Origin of the sequence: [Clostridium] symbiosum (assembly GCA_036419695.1) — a bacterium.
Classification (GTDB): Bacteria; Bacillota; Clostridia; order Lachnospirales; family Lachnospiraceae; genus Otoolea; species Otoolea symbiosa_A.
In genome coordinates this window covers 1,010,761-1,028,873 of the sequence record CP143946.1, presented here as the reverse complement: position 1 = coordinate 1,028,873, position 18,113 = coordinate 1,010,761, and the positions used below count along the sequence as shown (strand labels likewise).

At 47.6% G+C, this 18,113-nt stretch carries 20 protein-coding genes, 1 pseudogene and 1 riboswitch; of the genes and pseudogenes, 5 read left to right on the top strand and 16 right to left on the bottom strand.

Annotation, left to right across the window (positions count from 1 at the left end):
- Positions 1-11 precede the first annotated feature (11 nt).
- The 3 genes from V3C10_04910 to V3C10_04900 form a co-directional block, all read right to left on the bottom strand.
- Complete coding sequence (locus tag V3C10_04910) at positions 12-971, bottom strand: ABC transporter permease (protein ID WVP63162.1); 960 nt, start codon at positions 969-971, stop codon at positions 12-14.
- Positions 964-2,487: a sugar ABC transporter ATP-binding protein gene (locus tag V3C10_04905; protein WVP63161.1), complete on the bottom strand. Its 1,524-nt coding sequence runs from the start codon at positions 2,485-2,487 to the stop codon at positions 964-966. Before V3C10_04905 ends, V3C10_04910 begins: the two co-directional genes overlap by 8 nt.
- Before the next feature lie 137 nt (positions 2,488-2,624).
- Positions 2,625-3,674, bottom strand: a complete 1,050-nt coding sequence (locus V3C10_04900) for an ABC transporter substrate-binding protein (protein WVP63160.1) — start codon at positions 3,672-3,674, stop codon at positions 2,625-2,627.
- Between the two features lie 227 nt (positions 3,675-3,901).
- Between V3C10_04900 and V3C10_04895 the strand changes: the two genes are divergently transcribed.
- The 3 genes from V3C10_04895 to V3C10_04885 all read left to right on the top strand — a co-directional run bounded on the left by V3C10_04895 (position 3,902) and on the right by V3C10_04885 (position 6,909).
- A complete protein-coding gene (locus V3C10_04895) occupies positions 3,902-4,876 on the top strand; it encodes a helix-turn-helix domain-containing protein (protein WVP63159.1) in 975 nt (324 codons plus the stop codon).
- Between the two features lie 601 nt (positions 4,877-5,477).
- Complete coding sequence (locus V3C10_04890; GenBank protein WVP63158.1) at positions 5,478-6,227, top strand: ATP-binding cassette domain-containing protein; 750 nt, start codon at positions 5,478-5,480, stop codon at positions 6,225-6,227.
- Positions 6,220-6,909: a hypothetical protein gene (locus V3C10_04885; protein ID WVP63157.1), complete on the top strand. Its 690-nt coding sequence runs from the start codon at positions 6,220-6,222 to the stop codon at positions 6,907-6,909. The genes V3C10_04890 and V3C10_04885 overlap by 8 nt, the downstream gene beginning before the upstream one ends.
- Before the next feature lie 193 nt (positions 6,910-7,102).
- On the opposite strand, the pseudogene V3C10_04880 reads toward V3C10_04885, so the two are convergent.
- From V3C10_04880 to spoIVB, 4 genes and pseudogenes are all read right to left on the bottom strand, one after another.
- Positions 7,103-7,153, bottom strand: a pseudogene (locus V3C10_04880) (SEC-C metal-binding domain-containing protein).
- Entirely contained in the window at positions 7,154-7,456 is a 303-nt protein-coding gene (locus tag V3C10_04875) for a hypothetical protein (protein ID WVP63156.1), read from the bottom strand.
- 221 nt (positions 7,457-7,677) lie between these two features.
- Entirely contained in the window at positions 7,678-7,953 is a 276-nt protein-coding gene (locus V3C10_04870; protein WVP63155.1) for a Fic family protein, read from the bottom strand.
- Positions 7,954-8,289: 336 nt separating this feature from the next.
- Positions 8,290-9,567, bottom strand: a complete 1,278-nt coding sequence (gene spoIVB, locus V3C10_04865; GenBank protein WVP63154.1) for a SpoIVB peptidase — start codon at positions 9,565-9,567, stop codon at positions 8,290-8,292.
- Positions 9,568-9,820: 253 nt separating this feature from the next.
- Positions 9,821-9,947, top strand: a riboswitch (FMN riboswitch).
- 76 nt (positions 9,948-10,023) lie between these two features.
- Between spoIVB and V3C10_04860 the strand changes: the two genes are divergently transcribed.
- Complete coding sequence (locus tag V3C10_04860; protein ID WVP63153.1) at positions 10,024-10,734, top strand: ECF transporter S component; 711 nt, start codon at positions 10,024-10,026, stop codon at positions 10,732-10,734.
- Positions 10,735-10,787: 53 nt separating this feature from the next.
- Positions 10,788-11,276, top strand: a complete 489-nt coding sequence (locus V3C10_04855; protein WVP63152.1) for a pyridoxamine 5'-phosphate oxidase family protein — start codon at positions 10,788-10,790, stop codon at positions 11,274-11,276.
- A gap of 155 nt (positions 11,277-11,431) precedes the next feature.
- Here the strand turns inward: V3C10_04855 and V3C10_04850 are convergent, their stop codons facing one another.
- From V3C10_04850 to spoIIIAC, 9 genes are all read right to left on the bottom strand, one after another.
- Positions 11,432-11,545 (bottom strand): OadG-related small transporter subunit, encoded by a 114-nt coding sequence (locus V3C10_04850; protein ID WVP63151.1) that lies wholly within the window; start codon positions 11,543-11,545, stop codon positions 11,432-11,434.
- 42 nt (positions 11,546-11,587) lie between these two features.
- The gene (locus V3C10_04845; protein WVP63150.1) at positions 11,588-12,724 is read right to left on the bottom strand and encodes a sodium ion-translocating decarboxylase subunit beta; all 1,137 of its coding nucleotides are present in this window, start codon (positions 12,722-12,724) and stop codon (positions 11,588-11,590) included.
- A 493-nt stretch (positions 12,725-13,217) separates the two neighbouring features.
- Positions 13,218-13,607 carry an Asp23/Gls24 family envelope stress response protein gene (locus V3C10_04840; protein WVP63149.1) on the bottom strand — a complete coding sequence of 130 codons (390 nt, stop codon included), beginning with the start codon at positions 13,605-13,607 and terminating at the stop codon, positions 13,218-13,220.
- A gap of 258 nt (positions 13,608-13,865) precedes the next feature.
- Positions 13,866-14,600 carry a SpoIIIAH-like family protein gene (locus tag V3C10_04835; protein ID WVP63148.1) on the bottom strand — a complete coding sequence of 245 codons (735 nt, stop codon included), beginning with the start codon at positions 14,598-14,600 and terminating at the stop codon, positions 13,866-13,868.
- A gap of 113 nt (positions 14,601-14,713) precedes the next feature.
- Positions 14,714-15,370, bottom strand: a complete 657-nt coding sequence (locus tag V3C10_04830; GenBank protein WVP63147.1) for a stage III sporulation protein AG — start codon at positions 15,368-15,370, stop codon at positions 14,714-14,716.
- Positions 15,345-16,082 carry a stage III sporulation protein AF gene (locus V3C10_04825; GenBank protein WVP63146.1) on the bottom strand — a complete coding sequence of 246 codons (738 nt, stop codon included), beginning with the start codon at positions 16,080-16,082 and terminating at the stop codon, positions 15,345-15,347. The genes V3C10_04830 and V3C10_04825 overlap by 26 nt, the downstream gene beginning before the upstream one ends.
- Before the next feature lie 11 nt (positions 16,083-16,093).
- Positions 16,094-17,398, bottom strand: coding sequence for a stage III sporulation protein AE (locus V3C10_04820; protein WVP63145.1), 1,305 nt, complete (start codon positions 17,396-17,398; stop codon positions 16,094-16,096).
- 59 nt (positions 17,399-17,457) lie between these two features.
- Positions 17,458-17,844 (bottom strand): SpoIIIAC/SpoIIIAD family protein, encoded by a 387-nt coding sequence (locus tag V3C10_04815; GenBank protein WVP63144.1) that lies wholly within the window; start codon positions 17,842-17,844, stop codon positions 17,458-17,460.
- A 26-nt stretch (positions 17,845-17,870) separates the two neighbouring features.
- Entirely contained in the window at positions 17,871-18,065 is a 195-nt protein-coding gene (gene spoIIIAC / locus V3C10_04810) for a stage III sporulation protein AC (protein ID WVP63143.1), read from the bottom strand.
- Between the last annotated feature and the right edge of the window lie 48 nt (positions 18,066-18,113).

The window sequence follows — 18,113 nt, the reverse complement described above, 5'->3', positions numbered from 1 at the left end:
TTCTTAACCTCCTACTTCGCCTGTTCTCTCTGGATAAATACGGCAAACACGATAATCGCCGCCTTGAATACCTGGGCGTACTGATCCGGTATATCGTTCATTACGCAGGTGAGCGTGATCATCTGCATGATTAAGGCTCCCACAACGGTTCCGAGAACATGGGCTTTTCCGCCTGTCATCGGCGTGCCTCCGATTACAACGGCCGCAATCGCGTCTAACTCCGCCAGCTGCCCCAGAGAACTGCCTGCAGCCACAGATACCTTGGCTGCCTGGAAAATCCCGGCAAAGGCCGCAAAGAACGTGCTGAGGCCGTATACGATCATCAGCGTCCTGGCCGTGTTGATTCCCGCCAGGGAACTGGATTTCATATTGTCTCCAACCGCCTGGATCTGCCTGCCCAGCACGGTTTTTTCAATCATAATAAAGACGGCCGCCACCGAGATGACAATCGGCACAATCTGCACCGGAATCACGCCGCCCAGCTTATAAGTTCCCCACAAGGAAAGCTGTTTTCCCACGGCGCCCAGTTTATTAAAATAGATATCTCTTCCGCCGCACAGAACCTGTGCAACTCCCCTCAGGCCCAGCATCAGGCCCAGTGTGATGACCATGGCCTGCAGCTTCAGTTTTCCGACCATGATGCCGGTAAAACAGCCCACCAGGACCGAAACGGCGACCGCGGCCAATACCGCGGGAATCAGGCCCGTATCCGGCATCAGCCTGGCTGTCAGGACTCCCGCCAGAGCCATGACGGAACCGACGGAAATATCGATTCCCCCCGTAGAGATGACGAGCGTCATTCCCATTCCACAGAGAATTGTGGGACAGAGCTGTGTAATTACGTTGTTCAGATTGCCTATCCTGAAAAAGTTCGGGGTAAACAGTGAATTCAGCAGGATAAAGAAAAGGAGCAGCGTAATTGCACTGTATTTTTTTACAAGCTGGAAGTAATCCTGTTTTGTCTTATTCATGCGCTTTTCCCTCACTTTCGCTGCCTCTTGCGATGGTTTCCATCACTCTGTCCTGGCTGATACTGTCTCCGACCAGTTCATCTATGACTTTTCCCTCGCGCATGACGATGATTCTGTCACAGTTCCGCTCCAGCTCCGCGATCTCCGATGAGATCATCAGAACGGAGATTCCGCTTTTTGAAAATTCCTGGATCAGCTGCTCAATCTCGGCCTTGGCGCCCACGTCGATTCCTCTGGTGGGCTCATCCAGGATCATCAGTTTCGGGTTCATGCACATCCATCTGGCCAGAAGCACCTTCTGCTGGTTCCCGCCGCTCAGGTTGCAGATTGCCTGTTCCGGAGACGGTGTCTTAATCTTCAGGCGTTCAATGTATGTCCCTACAATCGCATCCTGCTCCTTAGTTTTTACAAAGCCGAATGAATTCAGCTTCGGAAGCAGGGCAATCGTGATATTTTCTTTTACCGACAGATGGGGGATGATTCCTTCCGTCTTTCTGTCTTCCGTACAGAAGCCCATTCCCTTTTTGATGGCATCGGACGGTGAATGGATGGCGGCGGGCTCTCCCCACCAGAAAATCTCCCCCTCGTCCGGCATGCTGCTCCCGAAGAGCACCTGGGCCAGCTCGCTTCTGCCCGAACCGAGAAGTCCGGCAAGACCTACCACTTCTCCCTGTTTAATTTCTATATCAATTCCGTTCAGCCTCATCCCCTGACGGATCTGTTTCATTCCCGCTATTACCGGAGCTTTGGCAAAAGCATAGCCCTGCTTATTCCTTTCAAGCTCTACCGTATCCCTTCCCACCATCAGTGATATCAGCTTAAACTGATCCAAATCACCGACATTATATTCACCGACATATTCTCCGTCCTTAAATACGGTCAGACGGTCACAGATTTCAAATATCTCATCCAGCTTGTGGCTGATAAAAATCACGCTGATTCCCCTTGCCTTCAGTTGTCTGATAATTCCAAACAACACCTGCACCTCATGGGGGTCCAGCGAGGAGGTCGGTTCATCCATAATAACAAGTTTTGCATTGATGCTGACCGCCCTGGCAATGGCCACCATCTGCTGGATTGCCGTCGAATAGTTTTTTAACGGCCTTGTCACATCAATCTCAATTCCTAATTCCTCCAAAATCCTCTTTGACTCGGCAATCATCGACTTTCTGTCAATGCTCCCGAATTTTGTCCTGGGTTCACGTCCCAGAAACAGATTTTCATATACCGTCTGAAATAAAACCAGGTTCAGTTCCTGGTAGATAGTGGATATTCCCTTCCCGTTCGCCTCAATCGGAGTCCTTGCATTAATCTCCTGGCCGTCAAAACGTATCGTTCCGCCATTCTTCTGGTAGATTCCGGTCAACACCTTAATCAGTGTCGATTTGCCGGCGCCGTTTTCTCCCATCAGAGCATGGATTTCACCTTTATTCACCGTTAAATTGACGCCTTTCAGCGCCCGGACTCCCGGAAACGTCTTTTCCAGACCCTTTATTTCCAGCAAAACTTCTGCCATAAACTTCTCCTTTCAAAAAGGCTGCCGCAAAAATAAACAATTTCTGCGGCAGTCTTTTTTGTGTGCCCGGATATATCGTTTGAAAACAATCAGTATTTTCGCAGCTTACATCCCGCGGAACACGTTTTTAACAGTTCCTAGAATCCTAACTCTACTTTCACATTATCCTTTGTATAAAGGGTATCCTCGTTTGTAATGTGGGCCGGTACTTCTTCTCCGCCGATAATCTTGGAAATTGTATCTACGACGATTTCTCCGAAGTATGGGGAACAGGTACAGGAAGCAAGCTGTCTTCCGTCTTCCACTGCCTCAAATGCAGCTCTTGTTCCGTCGATTCCCAATGTCAGGATGTCTTCTCCCGGTTTCAGGCCTGCCGCCTCAATTGCGTTCATAGCGCCCTGGACCATATCGTCTGTTACACAGAATACGGCGTCAATATTCTCGCCGCCCTGGGCCTGGATAATGTTTTCCATAACGGCCTGAGCCTTATCCATCAGCCATTCTCCATCCTGCTCTGCCACTACTTTAAACTTGGAGCTGTCAAGGCCCTTCACAAATCCGTCCTGTCTGTCTGTGGATGTGGAGGAATCATAACCACCGTTGATGATTACTACATTGCCGCCGTCCGGTAATGCTTCGGTCAGGGCTTTTGCACACTGCTCGCCTTCCCAGATGAAATCGGACATGATTGCCGTTGTGTAATGGGTTCCTGCATCTCCGTCGATGGCACGGTCTACCAGGATAACGGGGATGTTGCTTTCCATTGCTTCCTGGAGCGCGCCCTGAAGTCCGTTGTTCTCAAGCGGGGCAACTACCAGGTAGTCAACGCCTGCCGCTACCAGATCGCGGATATCGGATTCCTGAGTCGCGATATCTCCTCCGGCGTCCTTAACGATAAATTCGCCTCCGGCGTTTTCCACATATTCCTTGATGCTGTCCGTCTCCGTCGTTCTCCATGCAGACATACTGTCTGTCTGGGCAAATCCTACTTTCTTGCCTTCCAGTACTTTTGCTCCCTCCGGAGCCTCTGTTTTTTCCTCCGGGGCCGCTGCTTCCGTCTTTCCTTCAGCAGGGGCTGCCGCCTCGGTTGCCGGGGCCGCGGTTTCCGCCGGTTTGCTGGAACTTCCGCAGGCAGTCAGTGACAATGCCATCGTTGCTGCCATAACCATTGCGATCATTTTTCTCATAATAATTTCCTCCCTTGATTAGAACGTGTTTTTATTACATAATTTATTTTATATCATTTGGTCTATTTTTACAATATATTTTTGATAAACCTTTTATTTTTTTGTTATTTTTTTACATATTTTTCATCTTTTAATTGTATGATTTGCTTTTTTGCTTTACTTTTTATGTAATAAAGAGTTATAATTAAAAGACGATAAATATAAAAAATGCAAGAAAGGAGTCTGTCATGTCGGCAAGAGAAAAGCGTACTGTCAGAATTATTGGCGAAAGAAACATCTGCCTACACCTGGGCAACCCGGCACATCATGAATCCATTACTAAAATCGGGAAAGCTCTTTCCTCCCCCGTCCGTCTCAAAATCCTGGATATGCTGAGGAACAATGCCAGGTCATTGCAGGAAATCGCCGAAATCATGAATATCCCCCTATCCTCCGCGGCGCTTCATGTCAAAACCCTGGAGGAGGCCCAGCTAATCGTAACGGAAAGCCAGCCGGGCGTCCACGGTTCCATGAGGGTGTGTACCTGCAGCTTGCAGTCGTTTCACCTGGAGACCTTCGACGCCTCCATCGATTCCGTCAATAAGAGTCTGTCCATGGATATGCCGATCGGGAATTATTATGCATGCGATGTACAGCCCACCTGCGGCCTCGCGGATGAAAACGGCCCAATTGACGCTTACGATACGATACGTTCCTTCTATTCCCCGCTCAGGAATAAGGCGCAGCTCATCTGGTTCAATAAAGGGTTTATCGAATACAGGTTTCCCAATATCCATAATCCTCTTCTGAAGCTCAACGAGGTGTCGTTCCGGCTGGAAATCTGCTCCGAGGCACCCGGTTATCTTGAGAACTGGCCTTCCGACATCACGATCTATATCAATGATGTGGAAGTCGGTACTTACCGCTCTCCCGGCGACTACGGCGCACGCAGGGGAAAACTGACCCCTCCCGCCTGGCCGAACGGCAGCACCCAGTATGGAATGCTCAAAACCTTCTCAGTAAAAGAATTTGGGAGCTATATCGACGGGCAGCTCATTTATCCTGGCGTCGGGCTCGATGACATAGCGATTAATGATAAACCGTATATTTCTCTGAAAATACAGATTAAGGATGATGCGAAACATATCGGAGGGATTAATATTTTCGGTGAGAAATATGGAGATTACCCGCAGGGAATTGTGATGAACCTGACTTATCAGTAAGGTTCCGGACCTGTCATAAAAACATGGTTATAATAATAGTAGATGAATGAACATTATTCATTTACAAAAGAAGAAAGTTGATGTATACTTCTATATAGAGAGGAAATTTAACTCCCATGAGCAGGAAACAGAAACATGAAATTTACTTTCTCCGGCCGGTCCCTGCTACCGTACATCCAAGCGGCGGCAGAGAGCCTGTCACTATATCCTGTGTTTCCATCATTTTGAATGCTGACATCTTGCTGTACGGCGTTACATTTATATTTCTGCTTTCTTCTTTAATATAGAAGAAATTGCTCCCCAGCCGCAGCGCGGGGACAATTTTATAAACTCACAATGAATAATGTTCATTCATTAAATTGTATCATACTCCTACAGAAGTAAACGCTTTGGCGGGGCGTTTTTATCCTTTTACAGATAATAGAAAACAGGGGTTATATTTTTGACAGAAGGCGGGTGAGTATGTGATAAAGGAATTGGCTTCCGGATGGATCTCCGGAAGAGCGGTATTCATAGCAGACGGTTTTTAACGGCGCCGGCCGCATTTTTATGCCGGTAAACAAAAGCATCAAAAAATCATCAGTAAAGGAGAATTATCATTATGCCCAAGAAAAGCAAATCAGAATCGGCCCCAATTATATGCCGGACGGATCATCTAACAAAGGTATATAAAGATGGGGCTGCACTGCAGGAAGTAAGTTTAGCAATACATAAGGGGGATATTTTCGGGCTGATCGGAGAAAATGGGGCCGGTAAAACAACTTTGATCAAGCTTCTTGCCGGTCTGATCCGCCCTACGGAAGGTACGATTCAATTATTGGGAGCAAGCAGCCCGGAAGAAATCAGCCGCGTGCAGGCGAACATCGGATATATGATTGAAACTCCGGCAGTTTACACCGACATGACGGCCGAACAGAATCTGGAGGTTCGTCGTCTTGAAAAGGGAATTGAGGACAAAAATTGCGTAGACGACGCGCTCGCCCTTGTGAATCTTCTGAATAACCGCAAAAAGGTGAAAAATTACTCTTTGGGTATGAAACAGCGCCTTGCCTTAGCGCTGGCGCTCCTGGGACAGCCGGAGCTTCTGATTCTCGACGAACCGGTAAATGGACTCGATCCCGCTGGAATTGTCGCCCTGAGGGAACTGCTGGAGAAGCTTAACAGGGAGCGGAATGTGACGATTATGATTTCCAGCCATATTCTCGGTGAACTGCATAAGCTGGCCACCTGCTATGGGTTTATTCATGCGGGGCGTTTAGTGGAACAGATTACAGCACGGGAACTGGATGGAAAAGCAAAGGATATCGAAACGTATTTTACCGATATGACGGGAGGTGGTTTCTTTGGGTAATCTTATTCAAGCAGAATTTTATAAAATCGTACACAGAAAGACATTAAAAATTTGTATAGCTTTTGCTGTTGTTATCGAATTTATGAATGCTTTTCTGCATGGCGGGACTCAGATCGGCACCATGACTTTGCTGATTGAAATCATCGGGCTAATGACATGCGCTTTGTTTGCCGGGCTTTCTGTCGGGGCTGAATACGGCAGCCGGACGATTTTTCATACGGTTACCAGCGGAAAAAGCCGGGGCGGTGTGTGGTTTAGTAAGTTTACCGCATTTTCAGTTGGTTGTCTCCTTATTTTAGCGGTGAATGCTCTGGCGGTGGATACCGGATTTTTGTTGTTTCATGGGGTGGGAGGGGAAATTGGCCGACATGTCGGTAGTAGGATTGCTTCCATGTTAATGTATACTGTTGCCGGTGTGTTCTATGATCTTTGTCTCGTCAGCCTGTTCTTTTTTCTTGCCATGCAGATAAGGGAAAGCGGGATTGCAATCGCTGTCTCTACTGCTTTAACTGCTTTGATCGTCTCCAATTCCGAGTTCCTGTGGGTGGACCGATTGTTTCCGCTGATGAATGGGAATGCGGCTGTGGAGTTGATTCCGACGGGGAGTTTTCTGATTATTATTTTGATTCCGGTTGTGGTTATGGGGGCCGGAATCTGGGTGTTTGGACGGCGGAATTTATAGGGAGGACTGGTATAATTTGCAGGGCTGGCTGGTATAAAATGTTCTTATTACACCCATATGGATGCCGAGTGGTGATACGCTAAAAAATACAGGTACGAATTCCGTTAGTTTTTCAAAACAGTACGGAATTCGTACCTGTTTACTAATGCCTCTGCATATAGTGTATATTTATGACCTGCTTAGAATATATAAGTTATTTCTGCTTTCCACAGCACTTTTTGTACTTTTTTCCACTCCCACAGGGTCAGGGATCGTTGGGATATATTTTTTTCTCTGTTGGCAGCTTATTATCATTCATTACTGAAGATGCAATGAATTGCTCCTGGTCGTTCGGAAGCTGCCTTTCCTTTCTGCTATACCCATACTCACTCCAGCGCCGAATCGTATAAAGCCAGTCACTGAGCGCTTTCGTCAAACACACACCGCTCTGCTGACTGGCAAATGCGACATCCCAAAAATACAGACAATTCATAATTTTCGGGATTCCCCAATCATTAACGGCAACCCCCTTGGTAATTTCCTCTAATATTTCTTCCGTCTGCTCCAAATCTTTTATCTCACGGCTCAGACAGCCGTAAACAGCTTTATACTCTCTGGTCTTGTCTGCCCATCTTCCAAAGACATAGGCTTCGATATCTTGCTCCGTAGGGATGTAATTCTTTTTTTGATTTTGTATGGTGTATAACTGGTTTTATCTGGTTGTAATCAGTTTTGCGTCACTCATGTATTTTGATTTTTCCGGAGCGAGTACAGCCGACTTTTTACTCTTTAACTTTCATATACTTTCAAAAATTCCTGAAGTATATCGTAATACTTACACGCCTCCTCCTTAAAGTAACCTGCCAATGCCGCAAAACTTCCTGTTTTCTGCGCGGCATTTAGAAGATGTGTATATTGATCTTTATTCTCATCACAAATTAAAAATGGAATTATTCCATTTTTCAAACACTCCCGGAATAGAATCATTCTGCCTGTGCGTCCATTTCCATCCTGAAAAGGGTGTATTTTTTCCGCTGCCGCGCTCCATCGGTTGGCGGCTTTCACCGCATAGCATACTACAAGAGAGCATGGATCTGGGAACTAGCTCCCACTTTCGGCCTCTTCCGTCCCACTACTCCGTCCGGGCGGCAACCGCTGGCACGCTGCGCGCTCCATCGGTTGGCGGCTTTCGCCGCATAGCATACTTCAAGAGAGGATGGAGATGGGAACTAGCTCCCATCTCCATCCTCTTCCGTCCCACTACTCCGTCCGGGCGGCAACCGCTGGCACGCTGCCGCGCACCATCGGTTGGCGGCTTTCGCCGCATAGCATACTTCAAGAGAGGATGGATCTGGGAGCTAGCTCCCATCTCCATCCTCTCTTTCCGTCTGCTGCCCGGACTCAATGTTCGAGCATGTTTTCAATAAATATCCCATACCCTCTGGTCGAATCCTGTATAAACACATGAGTCACCGCCCCTATCAATTTCCCATCTTGTATAATCGGTGATCCTGACATTCCCTGTACTATGCCTCCTGTCAGCTCTAATAGTTCCGGATCGGTGACTTTGATTATCATGTCTTTACTCTTCCTTGCCGTGGAATAATCGACTTTTTGTATTTCTATCTCATAATCTTTTAATTCTCCCGACACGTTGCTTCTCACATACGCTTTTCCCTTTTTTACATCCTGCCGGTATCCGATCGGGATGGCCTCGCTTTTTACCCGGTTTCTGAATTTCTCATTTACCGTTCCGAAAATTCCCTCGTTTGTGTTGGCCTCAATGGAACCCAGCCGCGACTGGTTGCCATAGTAGATTACGCCGGACATGACGCCGGGTTTGCCGAAGGTGCCTTTTTCGATTCCCATGATTTCCGTGTCGTAAAGTTCGCCGCCGGAGGTCTGGACCAGCATTCCGGTATCGCTGTCGCTGATACCGTGGCCTAAGGCTCCGAATTCACCATTGGCGCTCATATAGGTCATGGTTCCGATTCCCTGGGTATCGTCTCGGATCCACAGACCCAGTTTGTAGTCACCATCCGCCGTTTCTATGGGCGTCATCTCCACAGGTATCTCTTCTCCGTCCCTTCTCACTTCCAGGGTCAGAGTGCCGCCTCCTGAACTGTTAACGGCCTGTATCATGTCTTTCTTGTTTACGGCAGGGACGCCGTTGATGGCCTCAATGTAGTCGCCGGATTTTAAAACTCCGTCGGCCGGGTCAATAATTTCTCCATTTTTTGTTGTCACTTCACCTGTACCTATAACCATCAGGCCGTCGGATTTCATATAAATTCCGATGGGAAGTCCGCAGGGAACGGCATATTTTGTATCGGAGACATCCACCTCGATGTCCTTCAGGCTGAACAGACCAAACAGCTTCATGTTCAGATGGTATGTTCCTTCATTTTCCGAATAAAGGGAAAATGGCTGATCCAACTGCAGATGTATTTCATCTGAGGGGATGTTGGAGCCGTTGTTTAAGACCACCTCTTCACTTTCACTCTTTAAAGACACTTTTACGGGAAGGGAAAAATGGAAATTCTCTTCCTGGTCCACCACCACATTCAGACGGTCCGGTATGGACCACTGCATATAAAAATACGACAGGCCGGCTACTGCCACAAGACCGGCCCAAAACAGGACAATAAGAGACTTTCTAAGCTTTTCTTTCCTGGTCACCTTTCCTTCCTCCTTACACAATTGTTACCGCCTTTTCGGCTTTTAAATCATCTGTTTCTCATTCACGCTGTTAGTATGTGACGATGACCGAAAATCAGTCTGCTATTTTTCGTCCAGTCTTTCATATTTTTTCAAAATAAGCTCTTTACATTTTTATAGTAGAGGACTATACTTGTTATTGTTTATATGGATACATTCCGCGAGGTTTTTTACGGTGACGTTTAAACATAAACTCATTGACACAACTTAATATTTAAGTCTTTGTGGCAGGGTGTAATTCCCTACCGATGGTAAAGTCCATGACCCGCAGGCACCTTCCTGCGGTTGATCTGGTGTAATTCCAGAACCGACGGTAACAGTCCGGATGAGAAAAGACGTTTTCTGTAGCCTACCTGAAGACTGTTGTTTTCAGGCATTTTTTATTTATCAGAAAAATTTCAAGGAGGACAGAAAGTAATGGAAGGTAACACAAACACTGGCAACATGAATCTGAACACAGGAAGAAGCACAAACACAAGTTCCGGAAGGAACCGGACTCCGGAAAAGCCGGCCGCTCATGCCCGCACCGGCCTCAACACGAGGGAACTGACGCTCTGCGGCCTGATGGGAGGCTTAAGCGCGGTACTGATGATGTTCCGTTTCCCGCTTCCGTTTATGCCCCCGTTCATGAGCTTTGATTTCACCGGGCTCGTAGAGATGATCGGAGGTTTTACAATGGGCCCCGTTGCGGCCATTGCAATTATTGTAGTTAAAATGCTTTTAAAGGCCCTGACTCAGGGAACCTCGTCCGCCTGGACGGGCGAAATCCAGAATATCATCCTGAGCTGCGCCTACGTTCTGCCGGCAGTTTTAATTTACGACAGAAATAAATCGAAAAAATCAGCGCTCATCGGCATGGCCGCAGGAACTGTGATATGCGCAATTGTATCCGTATTTACTAACTTGTACTTAATCATCCCGTTTTATGCATCATTTTCAGGATTGACACTGGATAAAATTCTTTCCATGTGCATGGCGGTGAATCCTCTGCTTTCCAGTAAATGGAGTCTGGCGCTTCTTGGCATCATTCCGTTTAACCTGATTAAAAACGGTTCACTGTCGCTGCTCACCTTCCTCGTCTATAAAAAAATGAGCCGCCAGATTAAGCAGTTTGTACAGGGACACTGATTTCTTCCATGTGTCTGAGAATATACAATAATGAAAATGAAAGGGAAAACACTATGAAATTCAGCAAAGAAAAACATTTAAGCTTTGAGGAAGCGGTTGAAATCATGTTCCATCAGCTCGGCGACTGGAAGATTATGGCTCTGGCCTCCAGTGTCAACGATTATGTGATGGTAAGAAATGTAAGCTGCCTTTTTTACGACGACAAAATTTATTTTAAAACAGACAAAAATTTCAGAAAAACAAAACAGCTTTTTGAGAATCCCCGGGTAGCTCTGTGCTGGAGCGGAATCCAGGTGGAGGGAATCGCCGAAAACAAGGGGCTTGTCGTAGATGAACCGGGAAGACGTTTTGAGAAGGGCTATAAAGAGTTCCTCTGGAACAGTTACAATGCCTACAGCCATGAGGACACGGAAATTCTGATCGAGGTTTCTCCGAAGTACGTGGAAGTTTGGGATACCAGCGAAGATCAGTACGCCTACCAGATTTTTATTGATTTTGATAAAAAAGAAGTGGAAGTAAAACCTTACGATGTAAAAAAGTAAATACGCAACAACGAAAAGCGCGCTTCGCGAACTTTTCATTGCCACTCAATAAAAGAAGGAGCGCTTTTCGATCCAGCCGCATGATACCGGCCGAGGCGAAAAGCGCTCCTTCTTTCATTACTTATATAGCCTGCGCAAAAAGCGCCGGGGTATTTTTATTTCAATTTGCCCAAAAGTAAAACTACCAGGGTGATGATCAGGACAACAACGAAAATTCCGCCCATTCCTTTTCCCATGATTTCAAGAGAAATTAATAAATTATTCCACATAAATGAACCTCCTCATTTCTGCATGCTTCATGCTTTGGCTGATTACAGATACTGGCTGACGAGCTTGATGACAAGTCCGCCCGCGATAACAGAAGCAATCTGTCCGGATACGTTGGCGCCAACGGCGTGCATCAGGATAATATTGCCCTTCTCTTCCTCTGAGGCCATTTTCTGAACCACTCTGGCCGACATCGGGAACGCGGAAATTCCGGCCGCGCCGATCATCGGGTTGATCTTGGTTTTCAGGAAAAGGTTGATAAATTTAGCAAAAAGCACGCCGCCGATGGAATCGAAAACGAATGCAATGAGTCCGATACCCATAATTAACAGTGTGTCCGTACGGACAAAGGCATCCGCCCTCATACTGAAGGAGATTGTAATACCTAAAAGCAGCGTGATAAGGTTGGCGAGCTCATTCTGCGCAGTGTCGGAAAGTGACTGTAAAACACCGCATTCCCTGATTAAGTTACCAAACATCAGGAAGCCGACCAGGGCTACGGATGCCGGTGAAATAAGGCCTACAATAATTGTTACGATAATCGGGAAAGCAATTTTCGTCGATTTGGAAACTGCTTTCGGGCTGTATGTCATATGAATCTGACGTTCTTTTTTCGTCGTTACGAGCCTGATGGCAAACGGCTGGATAATCGGCACAAGAGCCATGTAGGAATACGCCGCAACCGCGATGGCGCCGACATAGTCGGAACGCATAACCTGTGATACAAGAATCGAGGTCGGGCCGTCTGCAGCACCGATGATACCGATGGAAGCAGCGTCTTTTAAATCAAATCCCATCAGTGTTGCTACACAGATAGCAAAGAAAATACCAAACTGTGCCGCCGCGCCGAATAAAAACATAATTGGCTGTGACAAAAGCGGGCCAAAATCAATCATGGCTCCGATACCAATGAATAAGAGAATCGGAAGCGCCTCAGACGCCTCGATCGTCGTCTGGAACAGCCACTGTATAACACCGTGTGTCTCTCCAATACCAGGCATAATCTGGTCGATGACACCGGATAACGGTAAGTTTACTAATATAGCGCCAAAGCCCATCGGCAAAAGCAGCGCCGGCTCATACTCTTTTTTCACGGCCAACCAGATAAGCAGAATTCCTACAACATACATTACAAGCTGTTGGGGCGTTATCGCCATAATACCTTCCAGTAAAAAATCCATGAACTTTCCTCCTTAAATTTGCTTTCTCAGCATTCTTTTCCTTAACTGTTGAGCAGTTGTCTGCACGTTCACCCCTCGGTCAGGCCTGCGATTTTCGGGAACCCGCGGAGTTCCTTCCAACCACTTAGATTCTTCACACAGAATCCGTAAAACATACCTTTTATGAATTTTTCTTATGTAAGCGCATCCGCCGGAAAATGTTTTAAATCGCGGAGGGCTTTTTTATATCATAGGAACACTTTCCTATGGTATAAAAAAAGACTTTCAGCATATTTTCATATGCTAAAAGTCTTGTTCCTCTACATTTCATACAGGCATGTAACCATGGACCTGTAAACCCGGCCCAGGGTATGTTGATTACATGTTGCAACTACTCCCTTTTAACGGCTTCATCTTACCACATGTTTCCACAGCCGTCAAGAATAAAAAGAAGAATAATCTGAGAATCCGGCATTCTTTACAGAGTCTTTACTGCCGTGTAAACAGATACCGCCTACTTATTCTCGTCCATATTAACGCCTGCAATTTTAATATTCACTTCCAGGACCATAAGGCCTGTCATATTCTCTATTGCAGTCTTTACTTTGTCCTGCACTTTTTCACTGACATCGGGGATGCTGTAGCCATATTTCATATTAAGGGACAGATCGACACTTACATGTTCCTCCGTCACCGTAACCTTGACCCCCTTGCTCAGGTTCTTCATGCCGAGCTTTCCTACCAGCTCATTCGTGATATTACCGGCCATGGAATCCACGCCCTCTACCTCTGTCGCTGCCAGTCCGGCGATGATTGCAACAACCTCGTCCGCAATCTGCACTTCACCAATTTTGTCTTTTTCGTACAATATATGTGTATTTCTATCTGCAATCTCTTTCGACACCTTTGTTACCTCCTGTATCCTCGTGATATTCCCATTATAACAAAAAGGCTGTGGTTTGCAAAGGAGTTTTCCCCTTAATGGTACAAATTATGCAACAGTCCGATTTTCAGCTGAGGTGCGGGGACGCCTCTGCGGGATGGCGGATGTCATGAATTCTACAGAGTGGCGGCTTCGTTGACATGCCAAATGCCCCGGCCTGTGGCCGGAGCACGGTAATAGCGGTATTCTTAACGTCTTCGATCTCCGGCGGCAGATGATTTATTCCTGAAGATTCATCAGCGTAATAACGATATTCTCAGCGCCCGTTTCTGTTTTTCTCTTAACGATGTCCTCAATCTGGGCACGCTGTGGATCCGTGATGCTGCTTGCATTTACAACAACGTCTACTTTACCGTCTGTGATGCTGACTACCGGATCGGCAAAACCTTTTGCCATCAGAAGGGTTTCCGCGGCGTTTTCTTTTTCTGCGATAGCCGACAGGGCCATCAGGCTCTGGGTTGCCGCTTCTTTGGAAGCAGCGTCTACACTCTCATTGTTGATGATGCTCATCAATGTCTCTTTGCTCTTGGCACGGACCTGCTCTCTGTTTAGCTGTACATTGGCTATGTAGTCTGTTACGCTTGTTCCGCCGGTCAGAACTGCTTCGCCCGGGTTATCAATCGAAGAACTTCCATCTGCCTGATCGGAACCCGTCAGAGCGCTTCCTCCCTCGTCCGGATCATCGAGGCTTGCTATCTCCTGGTACTGGCCGTCTTCGCCCGTTGCATTACCCGATGAGACATTTTCCGCAGTCTGGCCGGCGGCTCCGCCTGAAACAGCCTGGTTCTCTGCCAATATATCCTCATCAGAAATCTCTGTAACTCCGGCCTCGTAGACTTCTCCGCCCGCCACTTCCTTTTTACCGGAGTAGTTCAGGTATCCTGCTGCTGCGATCATAATGGCAAGTGTGGTAATGATTATCTGGTTTCTCCTAAAGATTCTTTTCATCTTCATAATATTATGCTCCTTTATTCCACCCGCTTTAATACTTTTATTTTATGACGGCGATGCCGTTTTATGCCTGTCTGTAGTATTTTGTCTACATTTTGAGTATCTTTCATCCTGTCTCACTGATTCTGCAAATGTCCCACCCGTTTTAACACCTTTATTTTATGCGCAGGCAGGCCGAATAAAGCTTCCATTGCCTCGGAAATTTCCGCTTTCACCTGAGGGCTTCCGCCTCCCTGGGCGCTGATGATGATTCCTTCTATCTGCGGCTGCAGCTCTTTCTCTACCACCGGCTCCTGGGAACCCGTCGCTCCTGCGGTCAGAGCCGTCTCTTTAATCTCCTCGGTCTGTGATTTTCTCGTTCCTCCGGCGCTGTCCTTTTCTTCCGTCGCAGAACGGCTTTTGTCACGGTCCACATGGAGGACCTTTTCTTTTGAGGATTTGAGGGTGAGCATTACATCTACCTCCCCCACTCCGTCCACGTTTTTCAGGATGTCTTTAACCCGCTGTTCCATCTCTTTTTCATATTTCCGTTCATCGTCGTCCACCGTACCCGATATTTTCCCGGCCGCGGTCCGTGTATTGGAGTCCTCCTCCCCCCTTTCCGGTATCAGCTGCCCCTGAACAGCCGGGGAACCTGCCTCCTCCCCCTTTTCTTTTTTCGGCCCCACCGGAAATGACAGAATCAGCAGAATCAGTCCGCACACCAGCAGAAGCATCCATTTTTCTTTTCCCTTCACCCAGTCTTTGTTAATCTTCCAGCCCGATTTCCACATTTTCTTCCTCCATCTGATAATACCCGGCTATCGTCCGCCTGAACTGCCTGATCATTTCATTTTCCTGCGCTGTAGCAATCACTTTACCCGCAGCCTCGACATCGCTTTTCCCCTGTTCCTGGTCTCCGCTCCGGCTGTCCCGCAAGGATTCTTCATTCCTGTCCTGTCCGGAGCCGTCCAGCCTGACCGATACTTTCTCAACTTTTTCCAGGGTAATTCTGTCCTCTTTGGCCGTCTTCGTCCGCCCTCCATCCGCATTTTCTTGAGCGTCCGCCGTCTCTTCCGTCTTTTTTAATCTCAGGGCAATCTTTTTCACCTTTCCAAAATCAGGATTTCTACTGTCTCCCTCTATTACCACAGAAGCGGCAACCGCCTCAATCCCTTCTTCCCCGGCCATACGGATTAACTCCTCCTCAGCCGATGCTTCATAACTTCCAATCAGGCGGTCAAGCCTCTTCTGCTCCATCCCATCCAATTCACCCTTCAGTTCCCCGGCCTCATTTTCAAAGGAAACTGAGCGGAAAATCGCATTGATTTTTTCCTCCAGCCTGAGGCTCCCGGTCAGCGGCTTCATCACCAGAAGAATCAGGATACAGCCCGCAAAGAGCCTGAGATACTTTTCATACTTTCCTGCCGGAAGAAGATTTGTAATGATGGTCATGAATATCAGATAATATACAATATTCCTGACCCAGGCATAAATTCCGTCCATTCTCTCCCTCCTTAACCTGCAAAATAGGTGGCATTGGCAGCCGTACACACAATTGCCAGCGAGACACTGAAAAGCAGGAGCGCCGTCGCCGCCATGGAAAGCAGAAGGCGGCAGCCGTTTCCCACCTCGCTGATGCACGCCACCATCCTCTTATCGCAGACCGGCTGCAAAAGCGCTGCAGCTCCCTGATAAAACAGGCAGAGAATCACAAGCTTTAATAACGGGATGACGGATATCAAGATGAGAATGATAACCGCCCCGGCTCCGATGCTGTTTTTAATCAGCACCCCGGCTCCCATCATCATCTGGGAGACTGCCGCCGCCCCCTGCCCCAGCCCCGGTATGACGCTGACAAAACGCTGAAGCGACGTATTTTTGAGTGAATCGGCATAAGGGGTAACCAGATTCTGCAGTAAATGAAACCCCAGTATCACTCCCGTCATGGTTTTGAGTCCCCAGCGGATGGAACTGTCCAGCAGTTCGGTCATTCTGGAGAAGATGTCCTCTTTCACCATATGCCCCGCCAGAACAAAAAGAATATAAATCCGCAGGACTGGAAGCAGGAGCCTTAAAACAAGCCATTCCACAGCGCTGATGGAAAAGAGCATCCATCCATAGCCCGCTGCCGAGGTCAGGCTCCCTCCCGAGAAGGAGACCGCGAGAAAATAGGTTGGGACCAGGGCCCGCATAAATTCAATGATATGGGACAGAATCTCCTTCGTGATGGCAATCCCGGTCAGGAAACTCGATGCTAAGAATGTAAACATCAGAAGATAGGTTACATAAAATCCCGTCTCCGCAATCTGGCTGTTGGAAAAGATACTTGAAAAATTGGCAAATATCGCCCCGGTCAGTCCCAGGATCAGGACCTGTCCCATCCACTTCCCGTTTTTTGCTATCTCCCCAAAAAGGCTGTCCCGCAACGAAAGCAGACACTCGTGAAAAACTCCGGAAAAATTCCCCTTCATCAGCTCCAAAATCAATTCTTTAAATGTGAAAGAAAACGTCCCGTTTCCGCTCTCCTCACTCATAAAGTTTTCTATTTTAGCCAGATCAAAATCATCCAGAAGATTTCCGGTCTCCGCCTCGTAACCGCCGCCTGCTTCATAGCCTCCATTCGTTCCATAGCCGCCGTCCGCCTCATAGCCTCCGCCGCCTTTCTGCCCCGGCGTTTCCGCCGCCTCGGCCCGGAAGCAGAATCCCGGAAATACCATTGCAGCCGCAAGCAGGAACAGAACGGCGCCGCATTTTCCCGTTCTCACCACTTCTTTTAACTGAATTTTCAACTGTTTCATGATACGTTTTAATGACCGCATTCTTATCCCGTCTCTCATATGAAGCACATCCACCAGCCTTCCCTTTTCATTCCGCCGCCTCAGGCCAAAAAACCCTGAAGTGTCTCCAGAAGCGCCAGCAGCACCGGCATACTGACGGCCAGAATGGACAGTTTTGCAAATATCTCTATCTGCGTCCCGATGGCGCCGTACCCGGCGTCTTTACAGATACCGGAGGCAAATTCGGCAATATATGTAATTCCCGCCATTTTAAGAAGTGTGGTCAGATATACGCTGTTAATATTGATATAGCCCTGAATCTGGTGAGCCGTGTCGATGATAATTTTCATCTTGCCTGTCCCATAGAAAAACAGGATTAATCCGGCCGCCATAATCAGATACGTTCCATACTCTCCGCCCTTACTTTTAAACTGCACCGCCAGAAGCACGGCGGCAAGTCCCAGCACGGACGCCGTAATGATAGACATGAACCCGCCTCCTTCCTGCCCCTCTGTTACAATGCAAACAGCTCTTTCATCGTCTCAAAAAGCTGGTATATGTACGGTATCATCCAGAACAACACCAGCACCAGTCCCGCCAGGCTGGTGAGAAAGGCCTGTTCTTCCCTGCCGCTGTGTTTGAGTATCTGGCAGATGACTGACACCAGAATTCCCACTGCCGCAATCCTGAAAATCAAACTTACCCCCATATGAAAAATCCTCCTGCATCTATTAACTCGTGCCGTTCCCGCACTCTC

Coding starts and splice junctions, on each gene's coding strand:
- V3C10_04910 (WVP63162.1), bottom strand. CDS start 971: ATGAATAAGACAAAACAGGATTACTTCCAGCTTGTAAAAAAATACAGT.
- V3C10_04905 (WVP63161.1), bottom strand. CDS start 2,487: ATGGCAGAAGTTTTGCTGGAAATAAAGGGTCTGGAAAAGACGTTTCCG.
- V3C10_04900 (WVP63160.1), bottom strand. CDS start 3,674: ATGAGAAAAATGATCGCAATGGTTATGGCAGCAACGATGGCATTGTCA.
- V3C10_04895 (WVP63159.1), top strand. CDS start 3,902: ATGTCGGCAAGAGAAAAGCGTACTGTCAGAATTATTGGCGAAAGAAAC.
- V3C10_04890 (WVP63158.1), top strand. CDS start 5,478: ATGCCCAAGAAAAGCAAATCAGAATCGGCCCCAATTATATGCCGGACG.
- V3C10_04860 (WVP63153.1), top strand. CDS start 10,024: ATGGAAGGTAACACAAACACTGGCAACATGAATCTGAACACAGGAAGA.
- V3C10_04855 (WVP63152.1), top strand. CDS start 10,788: ATGAAATTCAGCAAAGAAAAACATTTAAGCTTTGAGGAAGCGGTTGAA.
- V3C10_04850 (WVP63151.1), bottom strand. CDS start 11,545: ATGTGGAATAATTTATTAATTTCTCTTGAAATCATGGGAAAAGGAATG.
- V3C10_04845 (WVP63150.1), bottom strand. CDS start 12,724: ATGGATTTTTTACTGGAAGGTATTATGGCGATAACGCCCCAACAGCTT.
- V3C10_04835 (WVP63148.1), bottom strand. CDS start 14,600: ATGAAGATGAAAAGAATCTTTAGGAGAAACCAGATAATCATTACCACA.
- V3C10_04830 (WVP63147.1), bottom strand. CDS start 15,370: ATGTGGAAATCGGGCTGGAAGATTAACAAAGACTGGGTGAAGGGAAAA.
- V3C10_04825 (WVP63146.1), bottom strand. CDS start 16,082: ATGGACGGAATTTATGCCTGGGTCAGGAATATTGTATATTATCTGATA.
- V3C10_04820 (WVP63145.1), bottom strand. CDS start 17,398: ATGCGGTCATTAAAACGTATCATGAAACAGTTGAAAATTCAGTTAAAA.
- V3C10_04815 (WVP63144.1), bottom strand. CDS start 17,844: ATGTCTATCATTACGGCGTCCGTGCTGGGACTTGCCGCCGTGCTTCTG.
- spoIIIAC (WVP63143.1), bottom strand. CDS start 18,065: ATGGGGGTAAGTTTGATTTTCAGGATTGCGGCAGTGGGAATTCTGGTG.